Origin of the sequence: Rhizobium laguerreae, from assembly GCF_019778565.1 — a bacterium.
Lineage (GTDB): Bacteria > Pseudomonadota > Alphaproteobacteria > Rhizobiales > Rhizobiaceae > Rhizobium > Rhizobium laguerreae.
Window position 1 is genome coordinate 409,941 of sequence record NZ_JAAXQT010000005.1, and the last position, 24,162, is coordinate 434,102.

At 58.7% G+C, this 24,162-nt stretch carries 24 protein-coding genes; 14 read left to right on the plus strand and 10 right to left on the minus strand.

Going from position 1 to position 24,162, the window contains the following annotated elements:
* Positions 1–9: 9 nt before the first annotated feature.
* Positions 10–291, minus strand: a complete 282-nt coding sequence (locus HFO71_RS18495; protein WP_164902861.1) for a hypothetical protein — start codon at positions 289–291, stop codon at positions 10–12.
* 122 nt (positions 292–413) lie between these two features.
* Between HFO71_RS18495 and HFO71_RS18500 the strand changes: the two genes are divergently transcribed.
* From HFO71_RS18500 to HFO71_RS18515, 4 genes are read left to right on the plus strand one after another with little or no spacing between them, the layout of a single operon-like run.
* Positions 414–4,229 carry a vitamin B12-dependent ribonucleotide reductase gene (locus tag HFO71_RS18500; RefSeq protein WP_168258291.1) on the plus strand — a complete coding sequence of 1,272 codons (3,816 nt, stop codon included), beginning with the start codon at positions 414–416 and terminating at the stop codon, positions 4,227–4,229.
* Between the two features lie 6 nt (positions 4,230–4,235).
* Positions 4,236–4,739, plus strand: a complete 504-nt coding sequence (locus HFO71_RS18505) for a hypothetical protein (RefSeq protein ID WP_221988250.1) — start codon at positions 4,236–4,238, stop codon at positions 4,737–4,739.
* Entirely contained in the window at positions 4,736–5,071 is a 336-nt protein-coding gene (locus tag HFO71_RS18510) for a hypothetical protein (RefSeq protein ID WP_168258289.1), read from the plus strand. The genes HFO71_RS18505 and HFO71_RS18510 overlap by 4 nt, the downstream gene beginning before the upstream one ends.
* A 57-nt stretch (positions 5,072–5,128) precedes the next feature.
* Positions 5,129–5,335, plus strand: a complete 207-nt coding sequence (locus tag HFO71_RS18515; RefSeq protein ID WP_168258288.1) for a hypothetical protein — start codon at positions 5,129–5,131, stop codon at positions 5,333–5,335.
* Between the two features lie 34 nt (positions 5,336–5,369).
* Here HFO71_RS18515 and HFO71_RS18520 read toward each other — a convergent pair whose 3' ends face one another.
* The 5 genes from HFO71_RS18520 to hppD form a co-directional block, all read right to left on the minus strand.
* The gene (locus tag HFO71_RS18520) at positions 5,370–6,701 is read right to left on the minus strand and encodes a COG3904 family protein (RefSeq protein ID WP_168258287.1); all 1,332 of its coding nucleotides are present in this window, start codon (positions 6,699–6,701) and stop codon (positions 5,370–5,372) included.
* A 362-nt stretch (positions 6,702–7,063) separates the two neighbouring features.
* Positions 7,064–7,696: a maleylacetoacetate isomerase gene (gene maiA, locus HFO71_RS18525; protein WP_221988251.1), complete on the minus strand. Its 633-nt coding sequence runs from the start codon at positions 7,694–7,696 to the stop codon at positions 7,064–7,066.
* Positions 7,693–8,718 carry a fumarylacetoacetate hydrolase family protein gene (locus HFO71_RS18530; RefSeq protein ID WP_168258285.1) on the minus strand — a complete coding sequence of 342 codons (1,026 nt, stop codon included), beginning with the start codon at positions 8,716–8,718 and terminating at the stop codon, positions 7,693–7,695. The genes maiA and HFO71_RS18530 overlap by 4 nt, the downstream gene beginning before the upstream one ends.
* A 40-nt stretch (positions 8,719–8,758) precedes the next feature.
* The gene (hmgA, locus tag HFO71_RS18535; RefSeq protein WP_168258284.1) at positions 8,759–10,120 is read right to left on the minus strand and encodes a homogentisate 1,2-dioxygenase; all 1,362 of its coding nucleotides are present in this window, start codon (positions 10,118–10,120) and stop codon (positions 8,759–8,761) included.
* A 61-nt stretch (positions 10,121–10,181) separates the two neighbouring features.
* Positions 10,182–11,291 carry a 4-hydroxyphenylpyruvate dioxygenase gene (hppD, locus tag HFO71_RS18540; RefSeq protein WP_168258283.1) on the minus strand — a complete coding sequence of 370 codons (1,110 nt, stop codon included), beginning with the start codon at positions 11,289–11,291 and terminating at the stop codon, positions 10,182–10,184.
* Positions 11,292–11,421: 130 nt separating this feature from the next.
* On the opposite strand from hppD, the gene HFO71_RS18545 reads away from it, so the two are divergent.
* On the plus strand, positions 11,422–11,922 hold the full coding sequence (locus HFO71_RS18545) for an Lrp/AsnC family transcriptional regulator (RefSeq protein ID WP_168258282.1): 501 nt from the start codon (positions 11,422–11,424) through the stop codon (positions 11,920–11,922).
* A 19-nt stretch (positions 11,923–11,941) separates the two neighbouring features.
* Here HFO71_RS18545 and HFO71_RS18550 read toward each other — a convergent pair whose 3' ends face one another.
* Positions 11,942–12,403 carry an Lrp/AsnC family transcriptional regulator gene (locus HFO71_RS18550; RefSeq protein ID WP_003547665.1) on the minus strand — a complete coding sequence of 154 codons (462 nt, stop codon included), beginning with the start codon at positions 12,401–12,403 and terminating at the stop codon, positions 11,942–11,944.
* Between the two features lie 123 nt (positions 12,404–12,526).
* On the opposite strand from HFO71_RS18550, the gene HFO71_RS18555 reads away from it, so the two are divergent.
* Positions 12,527–13,318, plus strand: coding sequence for a phenylalanine 4-monooxygenase (locus tag HFO71_RS18555; protein WP_168258281.1), 792 nt, complete (start codon positions 12,527–12,529; stop codon positions 13,316–13,318).
* A gap of 60 nt (positions 13,319–13,378) precedes the next feature.
* On the opposite strand, the gene HFO71_RS18560 is transcribed toward HFO71_RS18555, so the two are convergent.
* The gene (locus tag HFO71_RS18560; protein WP_168258280.1) at positions 13,379–15,160 is read right to left on the minus strand and encodes a peroxidase family protein; all 1,782 of its coding nucleotides are present in this window, start codon (positions 15,158–15,160) and stop codon (positions 13,379–13,381) included.
* Between the two features lie 686 nt (positions 15,161–15,846).
* Between HFO71_RS18560 and HFO71_RS18565 the strand changes: the two genes are divergently transcribed.
* Both HFO71_RS18565 and HFO71_RS18570 read left to right on the plus strand, forming a co-directional pair.
* Positions 15,847–17,202 (plus strand): S8 family peptidase, encoded by a 1,356-nt coding sequence (locus tag HFO71_RS18565; RefSeq protein WP_168258279.1) that lies wholly within the window; start codon positions 15,847–15,849, stop codon positions 17,200–17,202.
* The gene (locus tag HFO71_RS18570) at positions 17,199–17,429 is read left to right on the plus strand and encodes a hypothetical protein (RefSeq protein WP_168258278.1); all 231 of its coding nucleotides are present in this window, start codon (positions 17,199–17,201) and stop codon (positions 17,427–17,429) included. Before HFO71_RS18565 ends, HFO71_RS18570 begins: the two co-directional genes overlap by 4 nt.
* Before the next feature lie 96 nt (positions 17,430–17,525).
* Here HFO71_RS18570 and HFO71_RS18575 read toward each other — a convergent pair whose 3' ends face one another.
* Together HFO71_RS18575 and HFO71_RS18580 are read right to left on the minus strand one after the other, a co-directional pair.
* On the minus strand, positions 17,526–18,230 hold the full coding sequence (locus tag HFO71_RS18575; RefSeq protein WP_168258277.1) for a type 1 glutamine amidotransferase domain-containing protein: 705 nt from the start codon (positions 18,228–18,230) through the stop codon (positions 17,526–17,528).
* Positions 18,231–18,310: 80 nt separating this feature from the next.
* A complete protein-coding gene (locus HFO71_RS18580) occupies positions 18,311–18,817 on the minus strand; it encodes a YybH family protein (protein ID WP_020049599.1) in 507 nt (168 codons plus the stop codon).
* A 349-nt stretch (positions 18,818–19,166) separates the two neighbouring features.
* On the opposite strand from HFO71_RS18580, the gene HFO71_RS18585 reads away from it, so the two are divergent.
* The 6 genes from HFO71_RS18585 (at position 19,167) to HFO71_RS18610 (ending at position 23,701) form a co-directional block, all read left to right on the plus strand.
* A complete protein-coding gene (locus tag HFO71_RS18585; protein WP_131640289.1) occupies positions 19,167–19,892 on the plus strand; it encodes an SDR family NAD(P)-dependent oxidoreductase in 726 nt (241 codons plus the stop codon).
* Positions 19,886–20,356, plus strand: coding sequence for a RidA family protein (locus tag HFO71_RS18590; protein ID WP_131640290.1), 471 nt, complete (start codon positions 19,886–19,888; stop codon positions 20,354–20,356). Before HFO71_RS18585 ends, HFO71_RS18590 begins: the two co-directional genes overlap by 7 nt.
* A 40-nt stretch (positions 20,357–20,396) precedes the next feature.
* On the plus strand, positions 20,397–21,401 hold the full coding sequence (locus tag HFO71_RS18595) for an enoyl-CoA hydratase/isomerase family protein (RefSeq protein WP_131661191.1): 1,005 nt from the start codon (positions 20,397–20,399) through the stop codon (positions 21,399–21,401).
* Positions 21,402–21,554: 153 nt separating this feature from the next.
* On the plus strand, positions 21,555–22,088 hold the full coding sequence (locus HFO71_RS18600; RefSeq protein WP_131640292.1) for a hypothetical protein: 534 nt from the start codon (positions 21,555–21,557) through the stop codon (positions 22,086–22,088).
* A gap of 33 nt (positions 22,089–22,121) precedes the next feature.
* Complete coding sequence (locus HFO71_RS18605; protein ID WP_168258276.1) at positions 22,122–22,745, plus strand: cysteine hydrolase family protein; 624 nt, start codon at positions 22,122–22,124, stop codon at positions 22,743–22,745.
* Positions 22,746–23,032: 287 nt separating this feature from the next.
* Positions 23,033–23,701, plus strand: a complete 669-nt coding sequence (locus HFO71_RS18610; RefSeq protein WP_131640293.1) for a VOC family protein — start codon at positions 23,033–23,035, stop codon at positions 23,699–23,701.
* Positions 23,702–24,162: the final 461 nt, after the last annotated feature.

Genomic DNA, 24,162 nt, shown 5'->3' on the forward strand with positions numbered 1-24,162 from the left:
ATGTTGTGGTTAGCAATCAATTAAAAGCCAGCCCTTGACGGAATCAGCTGTTTCAAACTTTACTGATCCTGATGTTGCGGCGGCGACAGGACCGGAGGTAACGAGCCCGGTTCCCTTTTGAAAATTAGGACGCGGAATCAGGGCGATGGACCGAAAACGGTTCAGGCCAGACAGGATTTCTGCGCGATTTTCAGCCTCCAAAAAAAGTGACATCGGGGCTGGCGATAATAAGCTGTTAATACTATATTTAGTGTTTGCAGCCACCATCACCACAAGATACAGGAAGGACATCTCCGGATGACACCCCTGTCACAATACGGAAACGAGACTGGCTGCACGACGACAAAGTGCCGCCGGATAGAAATTTTGCGCCTGAGGTCGTGGGGACCGGGCGCCAACGCGAGGTCAAGACTATGCGCATCGAACGTCGTTTCACGAAGGCCGGCCAGGGCGCCTATGCGGATATCGAATTCCGTAAGGCGACGAGCGAGATCAAGAACCCCGATGGTTCGGTCGTGTTCCGCCTCGAGAATATCGACGTTCCCGCGCAGTTCTCCCAGGTCGCCACCGACGTTCTGGCGCAGAAGTATTTCCGCAAGGCCGGCGTTCCCACACGGCTGAAGAAGGTCGAGGAAAACGATGTTCCTTCGTTCCTCTGGCGCTCCGTCCCCGACGATGCTGCGCTGAAGAACCTGCCGAAGGACGAGCAGACCGGCTCCGAAATCGATGCGCGCCAGGTCTTCGACCGTCTTGCCGGCACCTGGACCTATTGGGGCTGGAAGGGCGGCTATTTCTCCTCCGAGGAAGATGCCTCGGCCTTCAAGGACGAGCTTGCCTATATGCTCGCCACCCAGCGCGTCGCCCCGAACTCGCCGCAGTGGTTCAACACCGGCCTGCACTGGGCCTATGGCATTGACGGCCCCGGCCAGGGCCATTTCTACGTCGACCCGTTCACCGGCAAGCTGACAAAATCCAAGTCGGCCTACGAACACCCGCAGCCGCATGCCTGCTTCATCCAGTCCGTCGAGGACGATCTCGTCAACGAAGGCGGCATCATGGACCTCTGGGTGCGTGAAGCGCGCCTGTTCAAATACGGCTCCGGCACCGGCTCCAACTTCTCGATGCTGCGCGGCGAAGGCGAAAAGCTTTCCGGCGGCGGCCGCTCCTCCGGCCTGATGAGCTTCCTGAAGATCGGCGACCGCGCCGCCGGCGCCATCAAATCGGGCGGCACAACACGCCGCGCCGCCAAGATGGTGGTCGTCGACATCGACCATCCGGATATCGAGGAGTACATCAACTGGAAGGTCAAGGAAGAGCAGAAGGTCGCGGCTCTCGTCACCGGCTCGAAGGTTGTCGCCAAGCATCTCAAGGCGATCATGAAGGCCTGCTTCAATTGCGAAGGCGGCGACAACGGCGATTGCTTCGATCCCACAAAGAACCCTGCCCTGAAGCGCGAAATCCGCGCCGCCAAGAAGGACCAGGTTCCCGAGAACTACGTCCAGCGCGTCATCCAGTTCGCCCGCCAGGGCTACAAGGATCTCCAATTCAAGACTTACGACACGGATTGGGATTCGGAAGCCTACCTCACGGTATCCGGCCAGAACTCCAACAACTCCGTCTCGATCAAGGACGACTTCCTGCGCGCCGTCGAGAATGATGGCGAATGGAACCTGACCGCCCGCAAGGACGGCCGGGTGATGAAGACGCTGAAGGCCCGCGATCTCTGGGAAACGATTTCCTACGCTGCCTGGGCTTCGGCCGATCCCGGCATTCACTTCAACACGACGATGAACGACTGGCACACTTCGCCGGCCGGCGGCCCGATCCGCGGCTCGAACCCGTGCTCGGAATACATGTTCCTCGACGACACCGCCTGCAACCTTGCCTCGCTGAACCTGCTGCAGTTCAAGGACAAGGCCACCAAGCGTATCAACATCGCCGATTACGAACATGCTGTTCGCCTCTGGACCGTCGTGCTCGAAGTCTCGGTGATGATGGCGCAGTTCCCGTCGAAGCGCATTGCCGAACTCTCCTACGAATACCGCACGCTCGGCCTCGGCTACGCCAATATCGGCGGCCTGCTGATGTCAACAGGCATTCCCTACGACTCCGCTGAAGCCCGCGCCATCGCAGGCTCGCTGACCGCGATCATGACCGGCATCTGCTATGCGACCTCGGCCGAAATGGCCGCCGAGCTTGGGCCCTTCCCGAACTTCGCGCCGAACCGCGAGAGCATGCTCAAGGTCATTCGCAACCATCGCCGTGCGGCGCATGGCGAGAGCTCCGGCTATGAAGCGCTGTCGATCAACCCGGTCGCACTGACCCATTCGGAAAACCCGGACCAGGATCTTGTCGCCCATGCCAAATCGGCCTGGGACAAGGCGCTCGAGCTTGGTGAACAGCATGGCTACCGCAATGCACAGGTTTCGGTCATCGCGCCCACGGGCACGATCGGTCTCGTCATGGATTGCGACACGACGGGCATCGAGCCCGACTTCGCCCTCGTCAAGTTCAAGAAGCTCGCCGGCGGCGGCTACTTCAAGATCATCAACCGCGCCGTGCCCGACGCGCTGCGCACGCTCGGCTATTCGGAAAGCCAGATCGCCGAGATCGAGGCCTATGCCGTCGGCCACGGCAACCTTAACCAGGCACCGGCCATCAATCCGTCGACGCTGAAGACCAAGGGCTTCACCGACGAGAAGATCGAGGCCGTCAACGCCGCGCTGAAGAGCGCCTTCGACATCAAGTTCGTCTTCAACCAGTGGACGCTCGGCGCCGACTTCCTGAAGGAGACGCTGAAGGTTTCGGACGAACAGCTCGCCGACATGAGCTTCAGCCTGCTCGACCATATCGGCTTCTCCAAGAAGGACATCGAAGCCGCCAACATCCATGTCTGCGGCGCGATGACGCTGGAAGGCGCACCCTTCCTCAAGAACGAACACCTGCCGGTCTTCGATTGCGCCAATCCCTGCGGCAAGATCGGCAAGCGCTACCTCTCTGTGGAAAGCCATATCCGCATGATGGCGGCGGCCCAGCCGTTCATCTCGGGCGCGATTTCCAAGACGATCAACATGCCGAACGAGGCGACCGTCGAGGATTGCAAGAACGCCTACATGCTCTCCTGGAAGCTTGGCCTCAAGGCCAACGCGCTCTATCGCGACGGCTCGAAACTGTCACAGCCGCTCAACTCCTCGCTGATCGAGGACGAAGACGATGAGGATGCGCTGGAGGAACTGCTGCAGGCGCCGCTGGCCGCCCAGGCCGTCACCATCACCGAAAAGATCATCGAGCGGGTGGTCGAACGAGTTTCGCGCGAACGTGAGAAGCTGCCGAACCGCCGCCAGGGCTATACCCAGAAGGCCGCCGTCGGCGGACATAAGGTCTATCTGCGCACCGGCGAATTCGGCGACGGCCGCATCGGCGAGATCTTCATCGACATGCACAAGGAAGGTGCCGCCTTCCGTGCGATGATGAACAATTTCGCCATCGCCATCTCGCTCGGCCTGCAATATGGCGTGCCGCTCGAGGAATATGTCGAGGCCTTCACCTTCACCAAGTTCGAGCCGGCCGGCATGGTCATCGGCAATGACGCGATCAAGAACGCCACCTCGATCCTCGACTATGTCTTCCGCGAGCTTGCCGTCTCTTATCTCGGCCGCCATGACCTCGCGCATGTCGATACGTCTGACTTCTCGAACACGGCACTCGGCAAGGGCATCCAGGAAGGCAAGACCAACCTGCTCTCCACCGGCTGGACCCGCGGCTACAAGCCGACGCTGGTGTCCGGCACCGGTGGCGAACGCCAGGCGGGCGAACCCAAGGGTGCGGCCACCGCCGCCCCTGCCCGCGCTGCCTCCACCGGCACCGTGACCGCCTTTGCAGGCGCGGCTGCCCGGAAGCTGGAGCCGACGGTTGCCATCGCCACCTCCGAAATCGTCGCCTTCAAGCGCGACTACGAAGAGCGCGCCAAGGAACTGGCGGAAGAGATCGCCGAAGAGGTGACCGAGGAACTCACCAGCGACGCGACAGCCCTGTTCTCCGACAAGGCGGCAGCAGACGCGGCATCGGCGAAATCGGAAGCCAAGAAGCGCGAAGCCGAACGCCGCCAGCGCTCGATCATGCAGGGCTATACCGGCAACATGTGCTCGGAGTGCCAGAACTTCACGATGGTGCGGAATGGCACTTGCGAGAAGTGCGACACGTGTGGTGCGACGAGTGGGTGCAGCTGATAATAGATGATATCACAACAACAACTTTCCTTGTCGGACTGGCTAGGCCTACTAGGGATAATCCTATCCCTAGTAGGTTTTGGTGTATCATTGACACAAATTCGGAAAACGAAGAATGCGGCGGAAAGTGCCCGAGATGCTGCGACGCTAGCCACCGAAAGTGTAAGAAAACTTGACAGCGTAATCAGTTTTGCCACCGTGTCCAAGGCCTTGAGTGAGATGAAAGACACGCTTATTAAGGAAGATTATGTGCTGCTTGCTGGCCTTTTTGATAAAGCTAGAAAAGCGCTAATCGATGCAAGAGAGAACCATCCAGGACTGACAGATGATCAGCGTCGATCAATACAAAAAGCCTTATCGTTTCTGAAATCGCTGGAAATAGATGTTCGAACGCTTGATAGCTCAACGCTGAAACAGCAACATGCTAAGTTTGTAAAAACTTTGCTTGAGATTTCAGACAATGTCGCGACGATTCTTATAAAGACAAGAAACATGGAGGTAGCGTTATGACCTTGGAAAGTCGAATTGAATTAATAAAGGCGGTCCATCAAAAAACGGTTGAGGAGAAATTAAATTGGGAAGTCGGCCCAACTTCTAATAGTTTTTATGTCAAAATTGGCGAAAACGCGATATCTGTTCGAGAAATTAAAGATGACTACATAATACAGCTATTCAATTCTGACGGAGAAATTGTCGAGGAAGTTGCCGATCCTGAATTTTCAGCTGCTGGATACTCGACCGCCTTCACCTTGCTCCGAGAGCTGTTCTCTATGGCCAAAAGAAACGCATATGGATCAGATAGAGTCGTGTCAAATATTCTGTCCGATCTTAATAATATATAATTATTTTACTGTAGTGGGCAGCTGATATTATACAGAAGCTGAAGTCTCCGACAGAGATTGAGCTCGGCAGCGAATCCAGTCAAATTTGCGCATGACGAAAACAATCCCCACATCCGCCGCCTCGTCATCACCGCTATCTCCACCTCCGAAATCGTCGCCTTCACGCGCGATTACGAGGAACGCGCTAAGGAATTGGCGGAAGAGATCGCCGAAGAGGTGATCGAGGAAATCACCAGCGACGCGATCCGGAACCGCCCATGTTGAGGTGTCTCACATATCTTGCCGGGACCGGTGATCCTTAATCTCCATACCGACGGGAATTGGCATCGCATTTGTGCCATTTCATGTCCATTCCGGCTTCATCCTCATGGCCATAACACCAGTCGACGCGATTGAGCAGCGGACCGATCTGATCGCGTCGTTTGCAGGCTCGCTCCGTCTCTATGCCGTAGCGATCGGTGCTGCCGCGGCAGATATCGTCCAGTGCTATCCACTGATGGATCAACCGATCCGGTGCTTTGGCCCCCTTGTCCGTGGCGAGCACCTTTCCGGTCTCGGACTCGATCTGCAGAGAGGCCGTGTTCCACACGAAAGAGAATTCCGCCATCCCGGCGGACGTCTTACCCGTGTCCCTGTTTCCGGCAAACCACTCGACAATTCCCGACATTTCGCATTTTCCGGCACAGCTGGCAGTCACGGAGCCCGGCTTGACGCTGTAGATGCGCTCCGGCCAGCGTTGGGCAAAGGCTGCCTTTTCCTTCAGGACGGCGTCTTTGTCGACCGAGTTTCCGAAGAAGGAGACCTCGTCGGCATAGACGCCCTTCATAAAGGCCAACGCCGAGGCACTGTCTTTCGACCATTCGTCATTGTATCGGTTGGCGAAATCAAGCGCCTCCGTGGTCAGGTCGCCGGGTGCGGATGCGGTGGCCTCCTCGGAAGCGCTTGGGTCCGATGGCATGACGGCGGGTGTTGCGCTCAGCTCTGGCGCGGCGTCCAGCTGTGGCGACGTGCTTGCCGGTGGCGAGGGCATGTTCTCGGGCGTGATGATGTTCCAGTCCCGCATTTCGGCAGAGGTAAGATATCGTATATCGTCACTGTCGATCGACAGGCTGAGCTGCAGCAGATTGGGGCTTACCCCCATATCGGTGAGATATCCGATGATCTCGCCGGTCAGCGATTGAACCGACGAGACTACCAATTTATTGTCCATGCCGGCATCGTCGGATAGCGAAACCCGATGCACGCCGATGGAGCCCGGCTCGGCAAACCTTTCAACGCCACCGACGAAGGCGAAGGCGCAAGCCGATGCGCACTCGGCGGCTCTGATCTGGAACGTTCTTGCATTCAGCAGGCGGAGGGCCCGGCCGAACCTGATCGCGGCGACCACGTTTCCGCCGGGCGAGTCAAAGGTGACATAGTTCGGCTGGTACTGCGTATATTCGTCGACAAGCGTCATCGGATCGTCGGAACTCTCGAACACGCCTTTTATCGCCAGGGCGCGCTCTCCCGGCGCGCCGTCCAGACGTTGGTAGGAAATGGCCGCATGTGCCTCGGCGGCAAGGGCGACGAACGCCAGCAGCATCGATATGAACGAGACGGATTTCCGCATTCTTCTCCAGCCTTCGAGCACGTGTACTTCTCCTGTCGTCACTCGCAGCATATCTTGCGCACATTGTTGGGGCTGATCATCGAATCCTGTGCGATGAGTTCGTGAGCCTTCAATGCGACCAAGCCCGTGGCAATCACGGGCCCGACGATCAACAGCTTTGACGAGAACATTTCAGACCTACCCTAAGCATCCAATCAATGCACAAAGGGCAATCTTCTGGCAAGCGGCACAATCAGAAGTGTTGATACAAGGTAAACGCCCATTGCTCGCCGCGATCGGGAAATCCCAGTCCACGCGATCCGATGCGTGCCGGCAATTTGATGCGAGAGCAGCAGGAAGAAGGGAACGCTTCTTCGGATTTCGTCCCGGGTCCCGATCCGCCGTTAGGGTTTCACGCGGTCGGGATGCGCCGCCTGGAAGGCCGGCAGGTCTGCGCATCTGGCGTCGATATCGACGATGCGCTTGAAAGCGGTCATATCAACGCCCCAGCGGCGGGCGTTATAGACCTGGGGAACGATACAGAGGTCGGCCATCGTCGGCACATCCCCAAAGCTGAACGCGCCATCGGCTTCGCCGATCATGGCTTCCAGTTTGCCCAGTCCGTCTGTGATGAAATGTTTCATCCATTCCTCGCGAGCATCGGCCTTCTTGGTCATGATCATGAGATGCGACACGACATGCAGGTTGCAGATCGGATGGATGTCCATGGCGACCGCATAGGCAAGGGCGCGGACTTTCTGGCGATCAGCAATATCCGACGGCAGCAATCCGCATTCCGGCCGGGTCTCGGCCAGATATTCAATGATTGCCAGCGACTGCGTCAGTGTTTTTCCATCGATCACCAATGTCGGTACCAGCCCCTGCGGGTTGAGGGCCAGATATTCCGGCGTCTTGTGCGCGCCATCCAACAGGTTGATGGGCACGGTCTTATAATCGATGCCCAGGAGATTGAGCGCGATGCGGACGCGATAGCTCGCCGATGATCTCCAGTAGTCGTAAAGAACGACCTCGTTCATCGCGGGTCGGCTCCCCGGTATTTTTCGACCGTCTGCTCGATCGCCCCGAAGATCGAATGGCCGGCCTTATCCTTCATCTCGATGCGGACCTGATCCCCGAACTTCATGAAGGGGGTTCTCGGCGAGCCGGCCTCGATCGTCTCGATCATCCTGATTTCGGCGATGCAGGAGTAGCCGTCCCCTCCCTCTTCCACCGGCTTGCCCGGGCCGCCGTCCAGCTTGTTGGAAACCGTTCCCGAGCCGATGATCGTTCCGGCTGCGAGATTGCGGGTTTTGGCGGCATGGGCGATCAGTTGGCCAAAATCGAACGTCATGTCGATCCCGGCGTTCGCCTTGCCGAATGGCTTGCCGTTCAAGCTCACCAGCAGCTGAAGATGCAGCTTGCCGCCATCCCAGGCCTCTCCGAGCTCGTCCGGCGTCACGGCGACCGGGGAAAATGCCGATGCCGGCTTGGACTGGAAAAAACCAAGTCCTTTCGCCAACTCGTCCGGAATCAGACCGCGCAGCGACACGTCGTTGACGAGCATCACCAGGCGGACGGCGCCGCGTGCCGCTTCCGGGCTGGAACCCATGGCGACGTCGCCGGTGATAACGGCGACCTCGCCCTCCATGTCAATCCCATAAGCCTCGTCAGCCGCCACGATCGGATCGCGCGGCGCGAGAAAAGCGTCCGAACCGCCTTGATAGATCAGCGGATCGGTCCAGAAACTTGCCGGCATTTCGGCGCCGCGCGCCTTGCGCACCAGTTCGACATGGTTGACGTAAGCGGAACCGTCGGCCCATTGGTAGGCCCGCGGCAAAGGTGACGTTGCGTCATGTTCGTGAAACCGGATCGTCGGCTGGGCGCCGGTCTCGACGCCTTCGGCGATGAGTGCAAGCCTCGGAGCCACATGCTCCCAATCGTCGAGCGCTGCCTGCAATGTGCGGGCGATATGACCGACCTCGGAACAGCGGGTCAGGTCGCGGGAAACGACGACAAGCCGGCCGTCCCGCGTGGAGTCTTTTAACGTCGCAAGTTTCATGTCCGAATTCCACTGCCGGAGGATGTCTTTGCTTGATGCATCACTTGATACCAGGGGTTCCGTCGAACTTGCGTTCCAGGCCGTCCCAGCATTCGAGGTAGTCATCCTGCAGCGTTTCAAGCTCGGCTGCGTATTTCGTCAGTTGCTGCGGGTACCGGGTCTCGAACATGAAGGCCATGGTGTGATCGAGCTTCACGGGTTTGAGCTCGGTATTGGATGCCTTTTCGAAGGCGAGCGCGTCCGGCCCGTGGGGAAGCATCATGTTGTGCAGGCTCATGCCGCCCGGCACGAAGCCCTCCTCCTTGGCGTCATACTGGCCGTGGATCAGGCCCATGAATTCGCTCATGATGTTGCGATGGTACCAGGGCGGACGGAAGGTGTGCTCGGCGACCAGCCAGCGCGGCGGAAAAATCACGAAATCGACATTCGCCGTGCCCGCATCTTCGGTCGGCGCGGTCAGCACCGAAAAAATCGATGGATCGGGATGATCGAAGCGGATGGCACCAACGGGAGAAAACGTCCGCAAGTCGTATTTGAACGGGGCGTAGTTGCCGTGCCAGGCCACCACATCCAGCGGCGAATGGCCGATATCTGTGACATAGAATTTTCCGCACCACTTCACATGCACGCGGCAGGGCGTTTCCTTGTCCTCGAATGCGGCGACAGGTGTCTTGAAATCGCGCGGGTTTGCCAGGCAGTTGGCGCCGATCGGTCCGCGGTCCGGCAGCGTAAATTTCGCGCCGTAGTTCTCGCATATATAGCCACGCCAGACCGTCTGCTCGCCGCCCTTTAGAATCTTGAACATCATGCCGCGCGGGATGAGGCATATTTCCAGGGGCTCGACGTCCATGATGCCCATTTCGGTGAACACTCTGATGGCGCCGAGCTGCGGCACGATCAGCAGTTCACCATCGGCATTGAAGAAGTAATCGTCGACCATGTCCTCATTGAAGACATAGGCATGGGCGGACATGCCCACCTGGGTGGTAGCATCGCCTGCCGTGGTGACGGTCCGAACCCCTTCGAGGAATGTCAGCCTCTCCGCGGGTGCGGGGATCGGATCCCAGCGAAGCTGGCCGAGCGGAAGCGAATGTTCGTCGAGGCACGGCGCGGTTTTCCAGAGCGGATAGGACGCGTTGGAGAAGCGGCGGGTGTGACGCACGCTCGGGCGGATGCGGTAAAGCCAGGACCTTTCGTTGGTCCCGCGCGGCGCGGTGAACGGCGAGCCGGAAAGCTGCTCCGCATAAAGACCATAGTTGCATTTCTGCGGGCTGTTCTGGCCCTGCGGCAAGGCGCCGGGAAGCGACTCGGTTTCGAAGTCGTTGCCGAACCCCGGCATATATTTCAGCGTGTTTGCCGTTGCGGCTTCACCATCCGACGCCTGGATCGATGTCTGGTCCATGCTCACTCCTCCCCGAAAACTCCAGCGTCGCGCGTCTGACAGATGCGCGACGCTTTAGAGTTTACTCCGCTGCAGTCCCGATGACACCACGCTTGATCTGATCGGCCTCGATCGACTCGAAAAGCGCCCGGAAATTGCCTTCGCCGAAGCCTTCGTCGCCCTTGCGCTGGATGAATTCGAAGAAGATCGGGCCGATGACGGTCTTGGAGAAGATCTGCAGCAGGATTTTCGTCATGCCGCCATTCACCACACCTTCGCCATCGATGAGGATGCCGTGCTTCTTCATGCGTTCGACGGGTTCACTATGGCCGTTCACGCGTTCATAGGACATGTCGTAGTAGGTCTCCGGAGGACCCGGCATGAAGCGCAGGCCGTTATCGGCAAGCCTGTCGGTGGCGTCGTAAATATCCTCCGTTCCAACGGCGATATGCTGGATGCCCTCGCCCTTATACTTCTTCAGATATTCCTCGATCTGGCTGGTGTCGTCCTTCGATTCATTCAGCGGAATGCGGATTTTGCCACAGGGCGAGGTGATGGCGCGGCTCACCAGACCGGTGATGCGCCCATCGATATCGAAGAAGTGGATCTGCTTGAAATTGAACAGGTTGCGGTAAAAATCCCACCACTTGTCCATGTTGCCGCGGAAGACGTTGTGCGTCAGGTGGTCGAGATAATAGAAGCCGATGCCCTGGGGATGCGGGTTGCGCTCGCCGAGCCAATCGAACTCGGCTTCGTAAGCCGATCCCTTGGCACCATAGGTCTCGATGAAATAGAGCAGCGAGCCGCCGATGCCGACAATCGCCGGGACATCGAGCATCTTGTCGTCCCCTTCATAGGGAACAGCACCCTTTGACACCGCGTGGTCGAACGCGTGCTTGGCGTCGACGACGCGCCAGGCCATCGATGGGGCGCAGGGACCATGATTTGCGACGAAACGCGCGGCATGACTGCCGGGTTCGGCGTTGAGCACATAGTTGATATCGCCTTGGCGCCAGACGGTGATGTCTTTCGTCTTGTGCCTGGCGACCGCAACATAGCCCATGCGCGTGAAGAGTTCGCGCAGCGTCTCGGGCTCAGGATGGGCGAACTCGACGAATTCGAAGCCGTCGGTGCCAGCCGGATTGTCGGCGGTAATTTCCGAAGGCGGCGCATCATGCGGGAAAGGACCCATTTTCTTTCCTCCAGGGGAGATTGCATTTGATATGCAAAGTGTGGCCCAAAACGCGTGCAAAGTTCTTGCATTCTTCATGCTCCGGGAAGAGATTATGCACGATCCGTGAGTGTATTGGAGATTTCGTGCAATGGATGAGCCGCTCGACAAATTGGATTTGCGCCTGCTCCAGGAACTTCAAAAGGATGGCAGGTTGACGAACAACGAATTGGGCGAGCGGATTGCGCTTTCACCGTCGCAATGCTCGCGCCGGCGCACAAGACTGGAGGCTGAAGGATATATCCGCAGCTACCGGGCTTACCTCGATCGGCAGAAGCTGGGCCTCGATATGCTGGTGGTCATTTCCGTGACACTTGCCACCCACAACAGAGACAATGCCCGCCGCTTTTCGCAGCTGATCAACGGACTGCCGGAAGTTCTCGAAGCCTATGCCTTGACCGGTGAAATGGACTATCACCTGACGGTCGCGACCCGCGGGCTCGCCGACCTCTCGAAGTTCGTCAACGACGTTCTGTTGCCCCACGAGTCGGTGCAGCACGTGAAGACGTCGATCGTCCTCGACACGCTGAAGACATTCGAAGGCTTTCCGGTGCTGATGCCGGGTCACTGGCATGGCGACAGCACGCGGTAATCCGGGCTGTAAGCGTCAGTCAGAGCGGCAGTTCGGTTGAGAATTTCAGCTCGCGCAGCACAAAGCTCGAGACGACCGTGCGCACATGGGGGTTGCGCATGAGATAGCGGGTCATGAAGGCTTCGTAGCTTTCCACGTCGCTTGCCCTTATCTTCAGCATGTAGTCGAAGGCGCCTGATAGGGCGTAGCATTCCATGATTTCCGGCCGCTCCAGCACCACCGAAGCGAAAGAAGCGACCGCCTCTTCGTGGTGATCCTCCAGCGTCACATGCGCGATGACGCAGAGCTTGAGATCGAGTTTGCCAGGATCGAGCAGCGTCACACGCTTGCGGATGACGCCGTCGGCTTCCAGCTCCTGGATCTTCCGCCATGCAGAGCTCTGCGACATGCCGGCCTTTTCCGCCAGGTCGGCCAGCGAAAGGCTGCCGTCGGCCTGGACGAGTTGCAGAAGCTTGCGGCGAAAATTCCCAGGTTCTTTCATTTTTGGTGCCACTTTCGGGAATATTTGCCACCATTATGGCGATAGCCAGCATGAAAGAAAAGAAAATCCTCCAATCTCGGATCATAATGGCAGCAAAAGCGCCGTTCTCGGGAGGATCAGCCTATGACCAAGGAAAGCAGCTACACCGCCAAACTGCCCGGCCCGGATGGTCTCTATGACTACACCCCGGATGAAGATGCGATATGGGGTGAACTCTACCGGCGTCAGATGAAACTGCTCGCCGATACCGCCTGCCGCGAATATCTGGACGGCGTCAAAATGCTGGGGCTGAAGCCGGATAAGGTTCCTCAGCTTCTCGACGTCAACAGACGCCTGAACGAGACCACCGGCTTCGGTGTCGAAGGCGTGCCGGCGCTCATTCCGCCGTCGCGCTTTTATGAACTTCTCTCGCAAGGCAAATTCCCGCTCGCAACCTTCCTGCGCCGTCGCGAACATATCGACTATATCGAGGAACCGGACCTGTTCCACGAGGTTTTCGGCCATTGCCCCATGCTCACCAACCAGAGCTATGCCAATTTCGTCCGGCATTTCGGCGAAACGGCCGTCCGCCTCGGCAAGGGTTATTCATGGCATCTGTTCCGGATCTTCTGGTTCACCGTCGAATTCGGGCTGATCAATACGCCGCAGGGACGCCGCTGCTTCGGCGCAGGCATCGTCTCATCGCCCAGCGAAGCGAAGGCGGCAATGGAAGGCAAGGCGTGCGAATTCCGGCCGTTCAATCTGCTGAGCGTGCTCCGGACGCCCTACCGGATCGATATCCTCCAGCCGATCTACTATGTCATCGACAGCTTCGCCGATCTGGAAGCGATCGTGGAGCAGGATATCGAGGCCACGATCCTCAAGGCAAAATCGCTGGGCGATTTCGCCCCCGCTTTCGAAGCCAAAGCTTCGTGAATCGCGGATGATAGGCGATTTGCCTCGCCGCGGTGCGGCGAGGCAACAGTCTTGCGAGCACTACTGCATGACCGCCGCGAACCGCATCCACTTGACGATCGAGTCGATCGGCGTGTTGTCCGGCATCTTGAGAGGGCTCTGACTGGGCGTGAACCCACGCGATAGAGCCGAGTCCGGATCCGCCAGCAGCACGCCCACGAAGGTCGACGCCACGAGACAGCTCCCGACTTCGCCCAATCGATTTCCGCCTGCAGCCTCGGCTTCGGCCAGAATGTAGAACCAGAGCGGCGTACGTTCGTGGAAACGCGATGCAGTACCGGCGAGGAAGTTCTTCAGATCGGGCTTCGCGGCAAACAGCGCTGAGACATCTTGGATCGGCGAGGACTGCACCGCGCCAATTTGCTTGAGATGCTTGTGCAAAGCCTGACCCGTCGGGAGCCTGAGATTGTAGCCCCGACGAAGGTTCCGCCTTGCCAGGTTCTTGAACAACTCCTTAAGCTGTTGGTCGGCCTGGTCCTCCCCCTCCTTGAACAGCGTATGCAATGGCGGAGCAAGTTCCGTATCGATCCTCCTGGCAAGACGGGCGGGCTCCCCATCGCTCGCATCATGGGGATCGGCTCCCGTAAAGCGCGTCCAGTCGATTATCCAGTTCTTGGGCAGCTTCTTCTCGTCATCCAGCCTGCCGCCGCCGCCAGTGAATTCGAATAGCAACTGCAAGGTGGCGCGCTTCAGAAAACCGGTGCCCGGCCGCCCAAAGTTCTTGTTGTAGTCATAGAAGGCTCTGACCATGGAATGACCGAACCGATAGGCTGCGGTGGAGAACTCCAACGGCAGAGCATTGCCGAGCCGGGTATTCTGCCTCCGGGCATCGAACTCGGCTCTGAATTTGAAGAAATGAGATGCCCGATCCTGGACGACGCGGTCCACCACAACCGGATCGCAAACGCCTTTGAGGTATCCTTCTACAATCAACCATTGATAGTGAAGTCTTGTCAGAGCCTGCGCTGAGCTGAAATCGGCGATCCAGCCGGTGTCATGCGATGCGAGATAGTCGACGGCCTTGTTATGAAACCGGAGAAAGCTCAGATGGAACTGCGCGACGACGAGATTTTCATCGTTGCGATTGTCCCCGATTATCGCCCGCTGGGGCAAGGTATCAGAGAATTTCTGAAACGCCTCGGGAGTCATCGCGGCCTCAGCCAGACGTAAAGCCGCCTCCCGGACAGACGACTGGACCTGGCCATAACGAGGAAGGTCGCGATGTTCGTCGAGGTTGTCTGGAAGCGGCCCAGGATCGACGGCTGTCCCGACACGCATTTTGTTTTTCAGCGTGGGGTGGCGAAGGCCGGAGATCACTTTGACAACATCTGCATCGATCCCCTCACCGACGGCAGATCCGCCGTAGACACTATCCAGATCGAAGCGGGGCGAGCGAGCATTCCTGAACTGGCTCTCCACTGTCGACGAGGCGACAGGCGGGTGTGCGTTGACCATGCTCGAGATCGCCCCTTCGCGATCAGTTCGGGCCGTCAGCTCGTGATCCAGGAATTGTCCCCAATATGTGAACACAGGCGGGAGCGTGGAATCTTCCGTCGGATCCTCGCTCGTCGGCGTCGCGACAACATCGATCATCATTTCGCCGAGTTCATCGAGCTCCCCAAGCGTTTCCGCCGTGTTGGGAAGGTAATTCTCCGGCGCATCTAATGGCGGAACGAAATAACCGAAGTCAGCTTCTTCATCGACCGCGACGTCACCCGTCGCTGGCCGCCCGGCCCGAACGCTCGGCCCTGGAACTGCGCGCTCTTTCTCCGCACCCCCGTGCGATTGAAAAACGATTGCCATTGGCAACACCCTCCGTTTTCCAGCCCGCGGGATAATTCATACACCTAGAACGCGAAGTCAACTAATCATATTGGGCTATTATTCATCTTAAAGTTGGTAAATTACCGGTAAAGCTCAGTCGACGTCTGTGCGGATTCAGCGCACTCGTTTTGTGCGCATCGTATTCCCTGCCCCGCGGTTGGCGCCTCGTTGTAAGCGGTGCCATTGCCGGTATCGCTGGCGCTTTTCGCCGCAAGTCCGTTATTGCAAGGCAGTATCGATAATCGGACAGAGCTACCTCAGGCACAAAAATAGCGAGGAAATACAATGGGGAGGAGATGTAGAAGTATAGGCTACCTGAAAAGCAACGAAACGCCGGCGAACGACCGCTAGAATTTTCATTTGCTAACTCAACAATAAGATGTATATTTGCCGCCGAGATTTCGGCCAGGGGAAGTACATCCCGAAATCGACCTACAAGGTACAATTTATTATGCTTGCTTGACGAATGCTCCAGTTTTCGGTTGGCGAAGCCTTGAGTTCTGGCGGCAAGTCAGCGGAAACACATCTGGCCAATCCGCATCGATCCACCAGCAGCTCAGCCGCTGTCCCGAACGCGAGTTTCGGTTCGATTAACGGGCAGCCGCACCGAGCTTGCGGCTTTTGTATTGCTTTCAAACCGTGAAAGATGGGGGAGAGTTGGTATCATGGCGAAATCAACACGAGGCAGGGTCAACGCACCAGGCGACGGCACATCGGGTCTTGGCATGGTGGTGCGATTTACACCCAAAGCAAGGAACGAGGGTGTACAGCAACTCGAAAAAGGCGGCTTCCGCGTCGCGTCGTCCAAAGATTTTCGCAGCGCCGTGGCGGTGCCAAATGATTTCGATGGCGCTGATGTTCAGTACTTTGAACGTTTCGGAATCGCAATTGTGCGCCGGGACGGCGAGAGACTGAAGCCCATGTTGCAAAACGCCATGCAGCAAAAGGTCGTTAGCGCGGCTCGACCGGAGCGATCCTATCGTGCCCTCGGCGGCCCGCTGACGAAGCGGCTAGACGTCGCACAGGCAACGGTGGGCGGCGTTGCAACCTCCTTGGACCGTGACTACCTGCTCGGCTATCGTGACGCTGTGAACGAACTGGTCGATCGCTTATTGGGCAAAAAGGCGGCAGAGGGGCTTGTCGCCCGGGCTGCCTTTGAGGAGACCAGCAACACCTGGGGACTGCAGGCTGTCAGGGCTATCGAAGGTGAGCTGAGCGGGGCCGGCATCAAGGTAGCAGTACTGGATACCGGATTTGACGAAACTCATCAGGATTTTGTCGGCCGTTCGGTCACCAAGAAGCTCTTTGCGACACGTAGTTCCGATGGCGATGTTCACGGTCACGGAACGCATTGCATTGGGACGGCATGCGGTCCGTTGCGACCGACCAGCGGCCCACGTTACGGCATCGCCCATGAGGCGGAAATCTACGCTGGGAAGGTGCTGGGCGACGATGGCTTCGGCACTGACCGGTCGATCATTGCCGGCATGGAATGGGCGCTGGATGAAGGTTGCCATGTTATTTCGATGTCGTTAGGCGCTGCAACGCAAATTGGAGATGCGCCGAGTGACGACTACGAGCAAATTGGGCAGGTATGTTTAGACGCAGGAACCTTAGTTGTTGCCGCTGCCGGGAACGAAAGTTCCCGTCCTCAACAGATTAACCCAGTTGGTTCTCCGGCGAACGCGTCCACGATCCTCGGAGTTGGCGCCGTGGATCGCTCCTTCGCGCCGGCGTCGTTCTCGTGCGGCGGTTTGAATCCTGGTCAGGAAGTGGACATTGCCGCTCCTGGCGTCGATATATTTTCGAGCTTACCCGATGACAAGTATGACCGATGGGATGGTACCAGCATGGCGACCCCACATGTCGCCGGCGTCGCGGCTCTTATTGCTCAGTCTGATCCGAAGTTTCGCGGATGGGCGCTATGGGCGCGCTTGATTCAGCTTACAAAGCCTCTATCTTCCCCTGCTAGGGATGTTGGCAAGGGCCTGCTCCAGGCAAGAGGATGCGGCGAGGTATGACGACCGATAAGATTGAAGTTACCATTCGGATCGACAAAAACGAGGCCCGCAGTTTGGGAGAGGTCGTCGGCGACTTGAAGTCGCAAGGCCTCGAACAGGTGCAAAGCCACGAGCGCTTCATGATTGTCAACGGCAGTGTCAATCCTGACGCGCTCGATGCGCTTCGCGCGGTAAAGGGAGTCGCTTCAGTTCGGCAAGATGCCGCATACAAGACTCAAGTGAACTGATCATGCAGGCGGCACGGCCTATGCGCAGGCGCTGAGCAGGAAGTCCCGTTTGCGACCACGCATGCTGAGTTTGTCAGCTGGCCACCCGGCTGTGACTTATGCGGCGCTCGAACCGACAGCAGACGGCTGGGCAAGCAGTTTGACCAGGGCTTTCGCACCGGCAGTCGAAGAGGCCGGGTTCTGTCCGGTGATCAACCGGCCGTCCGTGATGGTAAAGCTCTGCCAGTTCGGCGCTTTTTCATAAAGTCCGCCGAGACGCTTCAATTCATCTTCGACCAGGAACGGCACGACGTCGGTGAGTTGAACCTCTTCCTCTTCGCTGTTCGCGAACCCTGTGACGCGTTTTCCCTTGACGATCGGCGCGCCCTTATATGTCACCCGATGCAGCACGGCAGGTGCATGGCAGACGGCGGCAACGGGCTTGCCGGAATTGTAGAAGGATTCGATCAGGGAGATTGAATCCGGGTTGTCGACCAGATCCCACATCGGTCCGTGGCCGCCCGGATAGAACACCGCGTCGCAATCCTCCGAGCGCATGTCCGCCAGCTTCAAGGTGCTGGCGAAATCCTTCTGCGCCCCTGCGTCTTGTTTGAAGCGCGTCATCGCCTCCGTCTGGTTTTCCGGCAGATCGCTCTTCGGGTCGACCGGCGGCTGACCGCCTTTGGGCGAGGCGAGGACGAGTTCAACGCCGGCATCGCGAAAGACATAGTAGGGTGCAGCTCCTTCTTCGAGCCAAAAGCCCGTCTTTCGGCCGGTGCTGCCAAGAATGTCATGGGACGTAAACACCATCAGGATCTTCATCTGTCGACTCCTTCTTGTTCGACCGCAGTCAGAACCGGCTGCGTGAAGAGAAGTATGGCAAGTTTCCGCTTGCACCACAGCTACACCTTAGTATCGGCGATACCTTGGTATTGGCTGCCTTTCGCCCTGCCCCCAAAAATCAAACGTTGGTAGTCAGCGAGCATCTTGGGATCTTCGACGGAACCGTGGTGGTGAAGTTGGCGCCAGGTGTCGTTCATTCGAACGAACCAGCGTGTCGTACGAAAGGCGACATCGAGCCTCTCCTCGGGTGTCTCGCATCGGCCTCTTTCGCGGCCGACAAAGAGGTGCCAGTCTTCTCCGCCCTGGCTGGTGAAGTCGTGGAACACCACCTGCACCTTCGCCTGACCTTCGAAAAGCCTGGAATACCCCTCTGCAATCGCGCCCCAGCCGCGTCGGATTCCGCCGATGGGATTGTCCATGCTCGGAGCTTCGCCCTCGACCCAGACGGCTTCCAGCCCCGTCATGTCGGCAGCGTTGAACGCCCTGTAGAACTCTATCAACGCGTCTAGAGGACCGTCGCCGGTCTTCGCCTCGTTTCCCGTTATCTCTCGGAGATGCGTCTGCATGTCAGAACCTCTTTCCGCTTGGTTTTAAAGAAGCGCCGGCTCGAGCCGGCTTGCTGAGGATGCGGAAAGGAAAAAGCGGATTCCATTAGACGATGGTGTCGCCAACGCGCGGATTCGGCTTCCTCCGGTGATCAACGCTCGGTCCCGCCATCCGACCCAAAGGTATCGGCGACACCTTCGTACAATAGGCGGCAACCGTTTTTGGCGAGATGTTCCTGACAGAACGGCAACGGAGATGTCGAAACCGTTCCCGGCTGAAGGCCGGATCAACACACAATTCGCGATCGAGGCAGCGCCCGGCCATTGGTGGTGGGCGGCTGGTCGGTGCGTACCAATAACGGAGGCGGAAATGAGCCTGCACAAGACAGTGGTGATCACCGGCGCATCCCAAGGGATCGGCGCCGGCCTCGTGAAGACCTTCCTCGACAAGGGATACAATGTAGTCGGGACATCGAGACGCATCCGCGAGACGACCGCGTTCGAGCGCAATGACAGGCTGGCGTTGATCGACGGCGACGTCGCCGATCCGGAGACCGCCGAGCGTGCGGCGCAGCGGGCCGTCGAGCGGTTCGGGTCGATCGACGCACTGGTCAACAACGCCGGCATCTTCGTCACCAAGCCTTTCCTCGACTACACGATCGATGACTTTCGGCGCCTCACAGCCACCAATGTCGAAGGCTTCCTTCACTTCACCAAGTGCGCTGTCAGGCAAATGCTTCGTCAGAGGTCGGGAGGAAGCGTCGTCACCATCACGTCGTCGCTGACGGATCATCCCATCGCCGGTGTGACGGCGTCCGTGCCTATGATCACGAAAGGCGGCCTCAATGCCATCACCAAGAGCCTGGCGCTGGAATTCGCCAGGGATAACATCCGGGTCAATGCGGTGTCGCCAGGTGTGGTCGATACGCCGCTACATGCGACGAACCCAAAAGATTATCTCAAGTCGCTTTCGCCGATGGGAACGATCACGGCCGTCCAGGAGATCGTCGACGGCGTCGTGTATCTGACCGAGTCAGCGAATATTACCGGGGAGGTGCTGCACGTCGACAACGGCGCACATTTGGGAAAATGGTAGGCCGCGACCCCGAGGGGCGCCTGCAGGAACTGGGGATCGTGCTGCCTCCCCCGCCGACGCCCTTCGGCGCCTATGTCGAGGCGATCCAGTCAGGGCCGCTGCTGTTCCTGAGCGGCATGCTTCCGGTGGTTGGCCATGATCCCGTCTACTTCGGACGGGTCGGCGAGGAGCTTTCGACCCTTGAAGGCTATGATGCCGCGCGCATCGCCTGCCTCAGCGGCATCGCGGCCGCGAGGTCGCATCTGGGATCGTTGAACTCCGTTCGTCGCATTTCCAAGCTCGGCGTCTATATCGCGACATCCGACACGTTCCGCGAACATCCGAAGGTGGCAGACGGCGCCTCCGAGCTTCTGCTCGACATGTTCGGAGCGGAAAGGATTCCGCCGCGCATCGTTCTGGGCGTCACCAGCATCCCGCTCGGAATGCCCGTCGAAATCGAACTCATTCTTGAAATCGAACCCTAGCGAAGGATTTCGCTGACCAAGCCCAGACATGGAGACAATCATGACACCCACATCATCGAAAAGGTTGCGGTCCCGGCTTGCTCTCGCCGTCGTCGCCGCGTCATCCACGTTTCTGACAGCCGCTGCGGTCCTGATGCTGCCAGCACTTGCGCTCTCCGGCCAGTCGCCGGTCAAGCCGGACAGCACGGTACAATCAAAGCCCGGGTCCGAAACGGCACACGAATCCCAGATCAAAGTGGACAAGCGGACGCCGGCCTATTGGCGGGTGACATTCGACAACCCTCCGTTCAATATTTTCGGTCCGGAGACCATTCCGCAGCTCGAGAAGATTATCGCCGACATCGAGACTGATCCGAACCTCAGGGTCGTCGTGTTCGACAGCAACGTGCCGGGCTTCTTTCTGACTCACTACAATTTCACGCCGCCTCTGGAGGAGTCGACTAGCCTTCCCTCAGGGCGCACGGGTCTTCATCCGCTTCCCGACATGCTGGTGCGATTGAGCAAGGCGCCGGTCGTATCGATCGCCTTGATCCGTGGGCGCGCCACCGGGGTCGGAAGCGAGCTCGCCCTGGCAAGCGACATGCGTTTTGCGAGCCGGGAAAAGGCCATTCTGTCACAATGGGAGGTCGGCGCCGGCTTCGTGCCGGGCGGCGGTCCTATGGCACGGCTTCCCAGGCTGATGGGCCGAGGGCGCGCGCTTGAAGTCCTGCTCGGATCCGACGACATCAACGGCGAACTGGCCGAGCAATATGGTTACGTGAACCGTTCGTTCGCAGACGACAAGCTCGATCCCTTCGTCGACTCGCTTGCAGCGCGCATCTCCGGATTTGACCGGGGAGCCATCGCGGATACGAAACGGCTGGTCGATTTCGCCAGCCTGCCGACCGACCCGGAAATCGGTGCCGGCTGGGACGCCTTCATTTCCTCGGTCCAGCGTCCCGTGGCGCAAAAGAACATCGGCCGGTTGATGGAGATGGGCCTGCAGACGAACCCAGACATCGAGTCGAGGCTCGGCCATTACACGCAGACTTTGGCCGATAAGTAGGCTGAAGAGGCGCCCCATGTGAACCAGCAAGTCGCACGGCGCCTACCGCAATATTCGGTAACGGTTTCCCTGTGACGACACAGAATCCACTACGCGGGATTGCACGCCTTGTCGTGCCAGCCCGCCCATCACGATGAACAATGGAGAGATGACATGCACAGCGTTGAGAACCAGATCGTCGATTCAAGCTTTTCCGCCATCATCAATGCGCCGATCGAGAAGATCGACATCCCCCGTTGGTGCTTCACATTGCCCGAGAAGGACTACCAGGAATGCTCTCCAGCCCACATCGCCGCCGGCTTCACCACGGCGCCGGACGGCAGACGGATGTCGATCAATGTCGAGACCATCGGCGGCAGCCTGATGGTCCAGCATTACGTCGAGACGCTCGGCGAGAAGGATCATCTGATCCTCGACTCCGACTCGGACGTGTTCACACCGTCGGGCCGTACGACCATCCATGTGACCTGGGAACTAACCGCCAAGAGGCTCGACGACGCGAGATGCGAGTTCACCAACCGCGTCAGGTCCTACGCCACCGACGAAATGCTTGGCTTCCTCGACCGCCAGGGAATTCCGTTCGACATCTTCCGGACACAGCGCCAGCCGATGTCCATCGCTCACAACAAGGGCGAGACGCCGCTCTTCGCGGCGAGCATCGAGCGCTCCGCGCTCCACAACGACTGATCACCTAGGTCCAGTTGCCGCACGGAGAACATCATGAAACCTCTATCATACGATCCAAACAATACCGGCCTCGTGGTCGTCGACCCCTACAATGACTTCATTTCCGAGGGCGGAAAGATCTGGCCTCGGATCAAGGAAGTGGCGGAAGCGAACAGCTGTGTGCCACATATGCAGCAGGTCTTGTCCGCAGCGCGTGCTGCGAAGCTTCGCGTTTTTTTTGCCATGCATCATCGGTTCCGGGAAGGAGACTATGAGAATTGGAAATTTGTGGCGCCGATCCAGCGCGCTGCGTGGCACCGTAAAAGTTTCGAATTCGGGACCTGGGGCGGCGAATTCCGTGCCGAGTTCGTTCCCGCCAAAGGCGAGATCGTCGCCTCGGAGCACTGGTGTTCAAGCGGATTTGCCAACACCGATCTCGATTTGCAGCTGAAGCGACACGGCATCGAGAGGATCATCGTCATCGGGCTGGTCGCTCACACCTGCATCGAAGCCACGGTCCGCTTTGCCGCCGAACTCGGCTACGACGTCACGGTGGTGAGGGACGCCGTGGCGGACTACTCGGACGAGATGATGCACGCGGCGTTGGAAATCAACATGCCCAACTACGCCAGCGCCATCGTGAATACGAGCGATGTTGTTGAAGCGCTTGCAGCGTGACAAGCACGTCGCGCGGCGCCAAAGCGGCCCTCTGCGGACACACTCCGCCGGGGGCGAGCGCACGCCTTAAGGGTGGACAAAGGCTCTTGGTCTGCTCTGTCGGACAAACGAAGGCGCTTCTTGCGAGCGGGCGCCACAGGCGCCCGGCGCGGTCTTCATCGACCATCGCGGATCATCGCCGCAACGATCGACCGACACCATGGGACAATGGACGGCCGCACTGGGCTGGCGCATCGTCCGCAGCGTCAAGGGCAATGCCCATCACGCTCATTACGGGAGAATTGAAAATGTCCATCCAGGAACGCAACAGGACAGCGGCAGAGAAGGTGCATGACATCGACATGAAGCTCGAAGTCGTGGTTATTCCGGTTTCCGACGTCGATCGAGCGAAGGCCTTCTACACCGGGCTTGGCTGGAGGCTGGACGCCGACGTTTCCGGCGCGAACGGGTTCCGGGTGGTTCAGGTGACGCCGCCCGGCTCCCCGTGCTCTGTCATCTTCGGCAGCGGCGTCACCTCCGCCAAGCCGGGTTCAGCGCAAGGCCTTCATCTCATCGTTTCCGACATCGAGATGGCTCACGCGGCGCTGGCGGCCCGAGGCGCCGCAATGAGCGGTGTCTTTCATGATGTCGGCGGCGTCTTCCATCATCAGGACGAGGAGGGCCGTCTTGCAGGCCCGCATCCAACCCGCGGCAGTTATTCATCTTTCGCATCGTTCAGCGATCCCGATGGAAACGGCTGGCTTTTCCAGGAGGTGACGGCCAGGCTGCCAGGCCGCATCGACGCCACGGGCGCGGCATTTTCATCGGAGAGCGATCTTGAGAGCGCCTTGCGCCGCGCCGCTGCCGCCCATGGCGAACATGAGAAACGCACCGGCGGCAATCATGATGAGAACTGGCCGGACTGGTATGCGCAATACATGATAGCCGAGCGCTCAGGACGGCCGCTGCCCGATTGACGGCTCCATTTTGCACGGCCGGCATGTGCCATGAAGAGAGCTTCCGGCGCTGCGCACAGGAAAGGCCGCTGCAAGTGTTACGACCGAATCTGGATTGGGCCGCCATCTGCGATGATGGCGGCCTTCTCCTCTTTTGCCATGATCGAACTCCCCCGTTTCAACGGAACATCGGCCGCGGCCTCGCCCAGTTCGATCGGATTTTAGCCGACTGAACGAGCAAGAGATCCCCGCTTTGGCCACGACATCAATGATCTCGCCCTCACGACCTTCGCACCTTGAGCAAGAAAGAACCTGCCGCTTCAATGGAGCCGGCCCCGTTGCTTCGCCAATGTCGGCCTCGACAAGCTCTAAGGGTCTTTTTGCCATCCACATGCGGAGCCGATCCAATGGTATCGGCGACACCTTGGTGCAATAGAACCTCGTCTCCGCACATGAGAGCTTTGGCGCGTCGAAATTCTGAA

Excerpts from the sequence above, each read along its gene's own strand:
- HFO71_RS18495 (WP_164902861.1), bottom strand. The coding sequence starts at position 291 with ATGTCCTTCCTGTATCTTGTGGTGATGGTGGCTGCAAACACTAAATAT.
- HFO71_RS18500 (WP_168258291.1), top strand. The coding sequence starts at position 414 with ATGCGCATCGAACGTCGTTTCACGAAGGCCGGCCAGGGCGCCTATGCG.
- HFO71_RS18505 (WP_221988250.1), top strand. The coding sequence starts at position 4,236 with ATGATATCACAACAACAACTTTCCTTGTCGGACTGGCTAGGCCTACTA.
- HFO71_RS18510 (WP_168258289.1), top strand. The coding sequence starts at position 4,736 with ATGACCTTGGAAAGTCGAATTGAATTAATAAAGGCGGTCCATCAAAAA.
- maiA (WP_221988251.1), bottom strand. The coding sequence starts at position 7,696 with ATGAACGAGGTCGTTCTTTACGACTACTGGAGATCATCGGCGAGCTAT.
- HFO71_RS18530 (WP_168258285.1), bottom strand. The coding sequence starts at position 8,718 with ATGAAACTTGCGACGTTAAAAGACTCCACGCGGGACGGCCGGCTTGTC.
- hmgA (WP_168258284.1), bottom strand. The coding sequence starts at position 10,120 with ATGGACCAGACATCGATCCAGGCGTCGGATGGTGAAGCCGCAACGGCA.
- hppD (WP_168258283.1), bottom strand. The coding sequence starts at position 11,291 with ATGGGTCCTTTCCCGCATGATGCGCCGCCTTCGGAAATTACCGCCGAC.
- HFO71_RS18545 (WP_168258282.1), top strand. The coding sequence starts at position 11,422 with ATGGATGAGCCGCTCGACAAATTGGATTTGCGCCTGCTCCAGGAACTT.
- HFO71_RS18550 (WP_003547665.1), bottom strand. The coding sequence starts at position 12,403 with ATGAAAGAACCTGGGAATTTTCGCCGCAAGCTTCTGCAACTCGTCCAG.
- HFO71_RS18555 (WP_168258281.1), top strand. The coding sequence starts at position 12,527 with ATGACCAAGGAAAGCAGCTACACCGCCAAACTGCCCGGCCCGGATGGT.
- HFO71_RS18560 (WP_168258280.1), bottom strand. The coding sequence starts at position 15,160 with ATGGCAATCGTTTTTCAATCGCACGGGGGTGCGGAGAAAGAGCGCGCA.
- HFO71_RS18565 (WP_168258279.1), top strand. The coding sequence starts at position 15,847 with ATGGCGAAATCAACACGAGGCAGGGTCAACGCACCAGGCGACGGCACA.
- HFO71_RS18570 (WP_168258278.1), top strand. The coding sequence starts at position 17,199 with ATGACGACCGATAAGATTGAAGTTACCATTCGGATCGACAAAAACGAG.
- HFO71_RS18575 (WP_168258277.1), bottom strand. The coding sequence starts at position 18,230 with ATGAAGATCCTGATGGTGTTTACGTCCCATGACATTCTTGGCAGCACC.
- HFO71_RS18580 (WP_020049599.1), bottom strand. The coding sequence starts at position 18,817 with ATGCAGACGCATCTCCGAGAGATAACGGGAAACGAGGCGAAGACCGGC.
- HFO71_RS18585 (WP_131640289.1), top strand. The coding sequence starts at position 19,167 with ATGAGCCTGCACAAGACAGTGGTGATCACCGGCGCATCCCAAGGGATC.
- HFO71_RS18590 (WP_131640290.1), top strand. The coding sequence starts at position 19,886 with ATGGTAGGCCGCGACCCCGAGGGGCGCCTGCAGGAACTGGGGATCGTG.
- HFO71_RS18595 (WP_131661191.1), top strand. The coding sequence starts at position 20,397 with ATGACACCCACATCATCGAAAAGGTTGCGGTCCCGGCTTGCTCTCGCC.
- HFO71_RS18600 (WP_131640292.1), top strand. The coding sequence starts at position 21,555 with ATGCACAGCGTTGAGAACCAGATCGTCGATTCAAGCTTTTCCGCCATC.
- HFO71_RS18605 (WP_168258276.1), top strand. The coding sequence starts at position 22,122 with ATGAAACCTCTATCATACGATCCAAACAATACCGGCCTCGTGGTCGTC.
- HFO71_RS18610 (WP_131640293.1), top strand. The coding sequence starts at position 23,033 with ATGTCCATCCAGGAACGCAACAGGACAGCGGCAGAGAAGGTGCATGAC.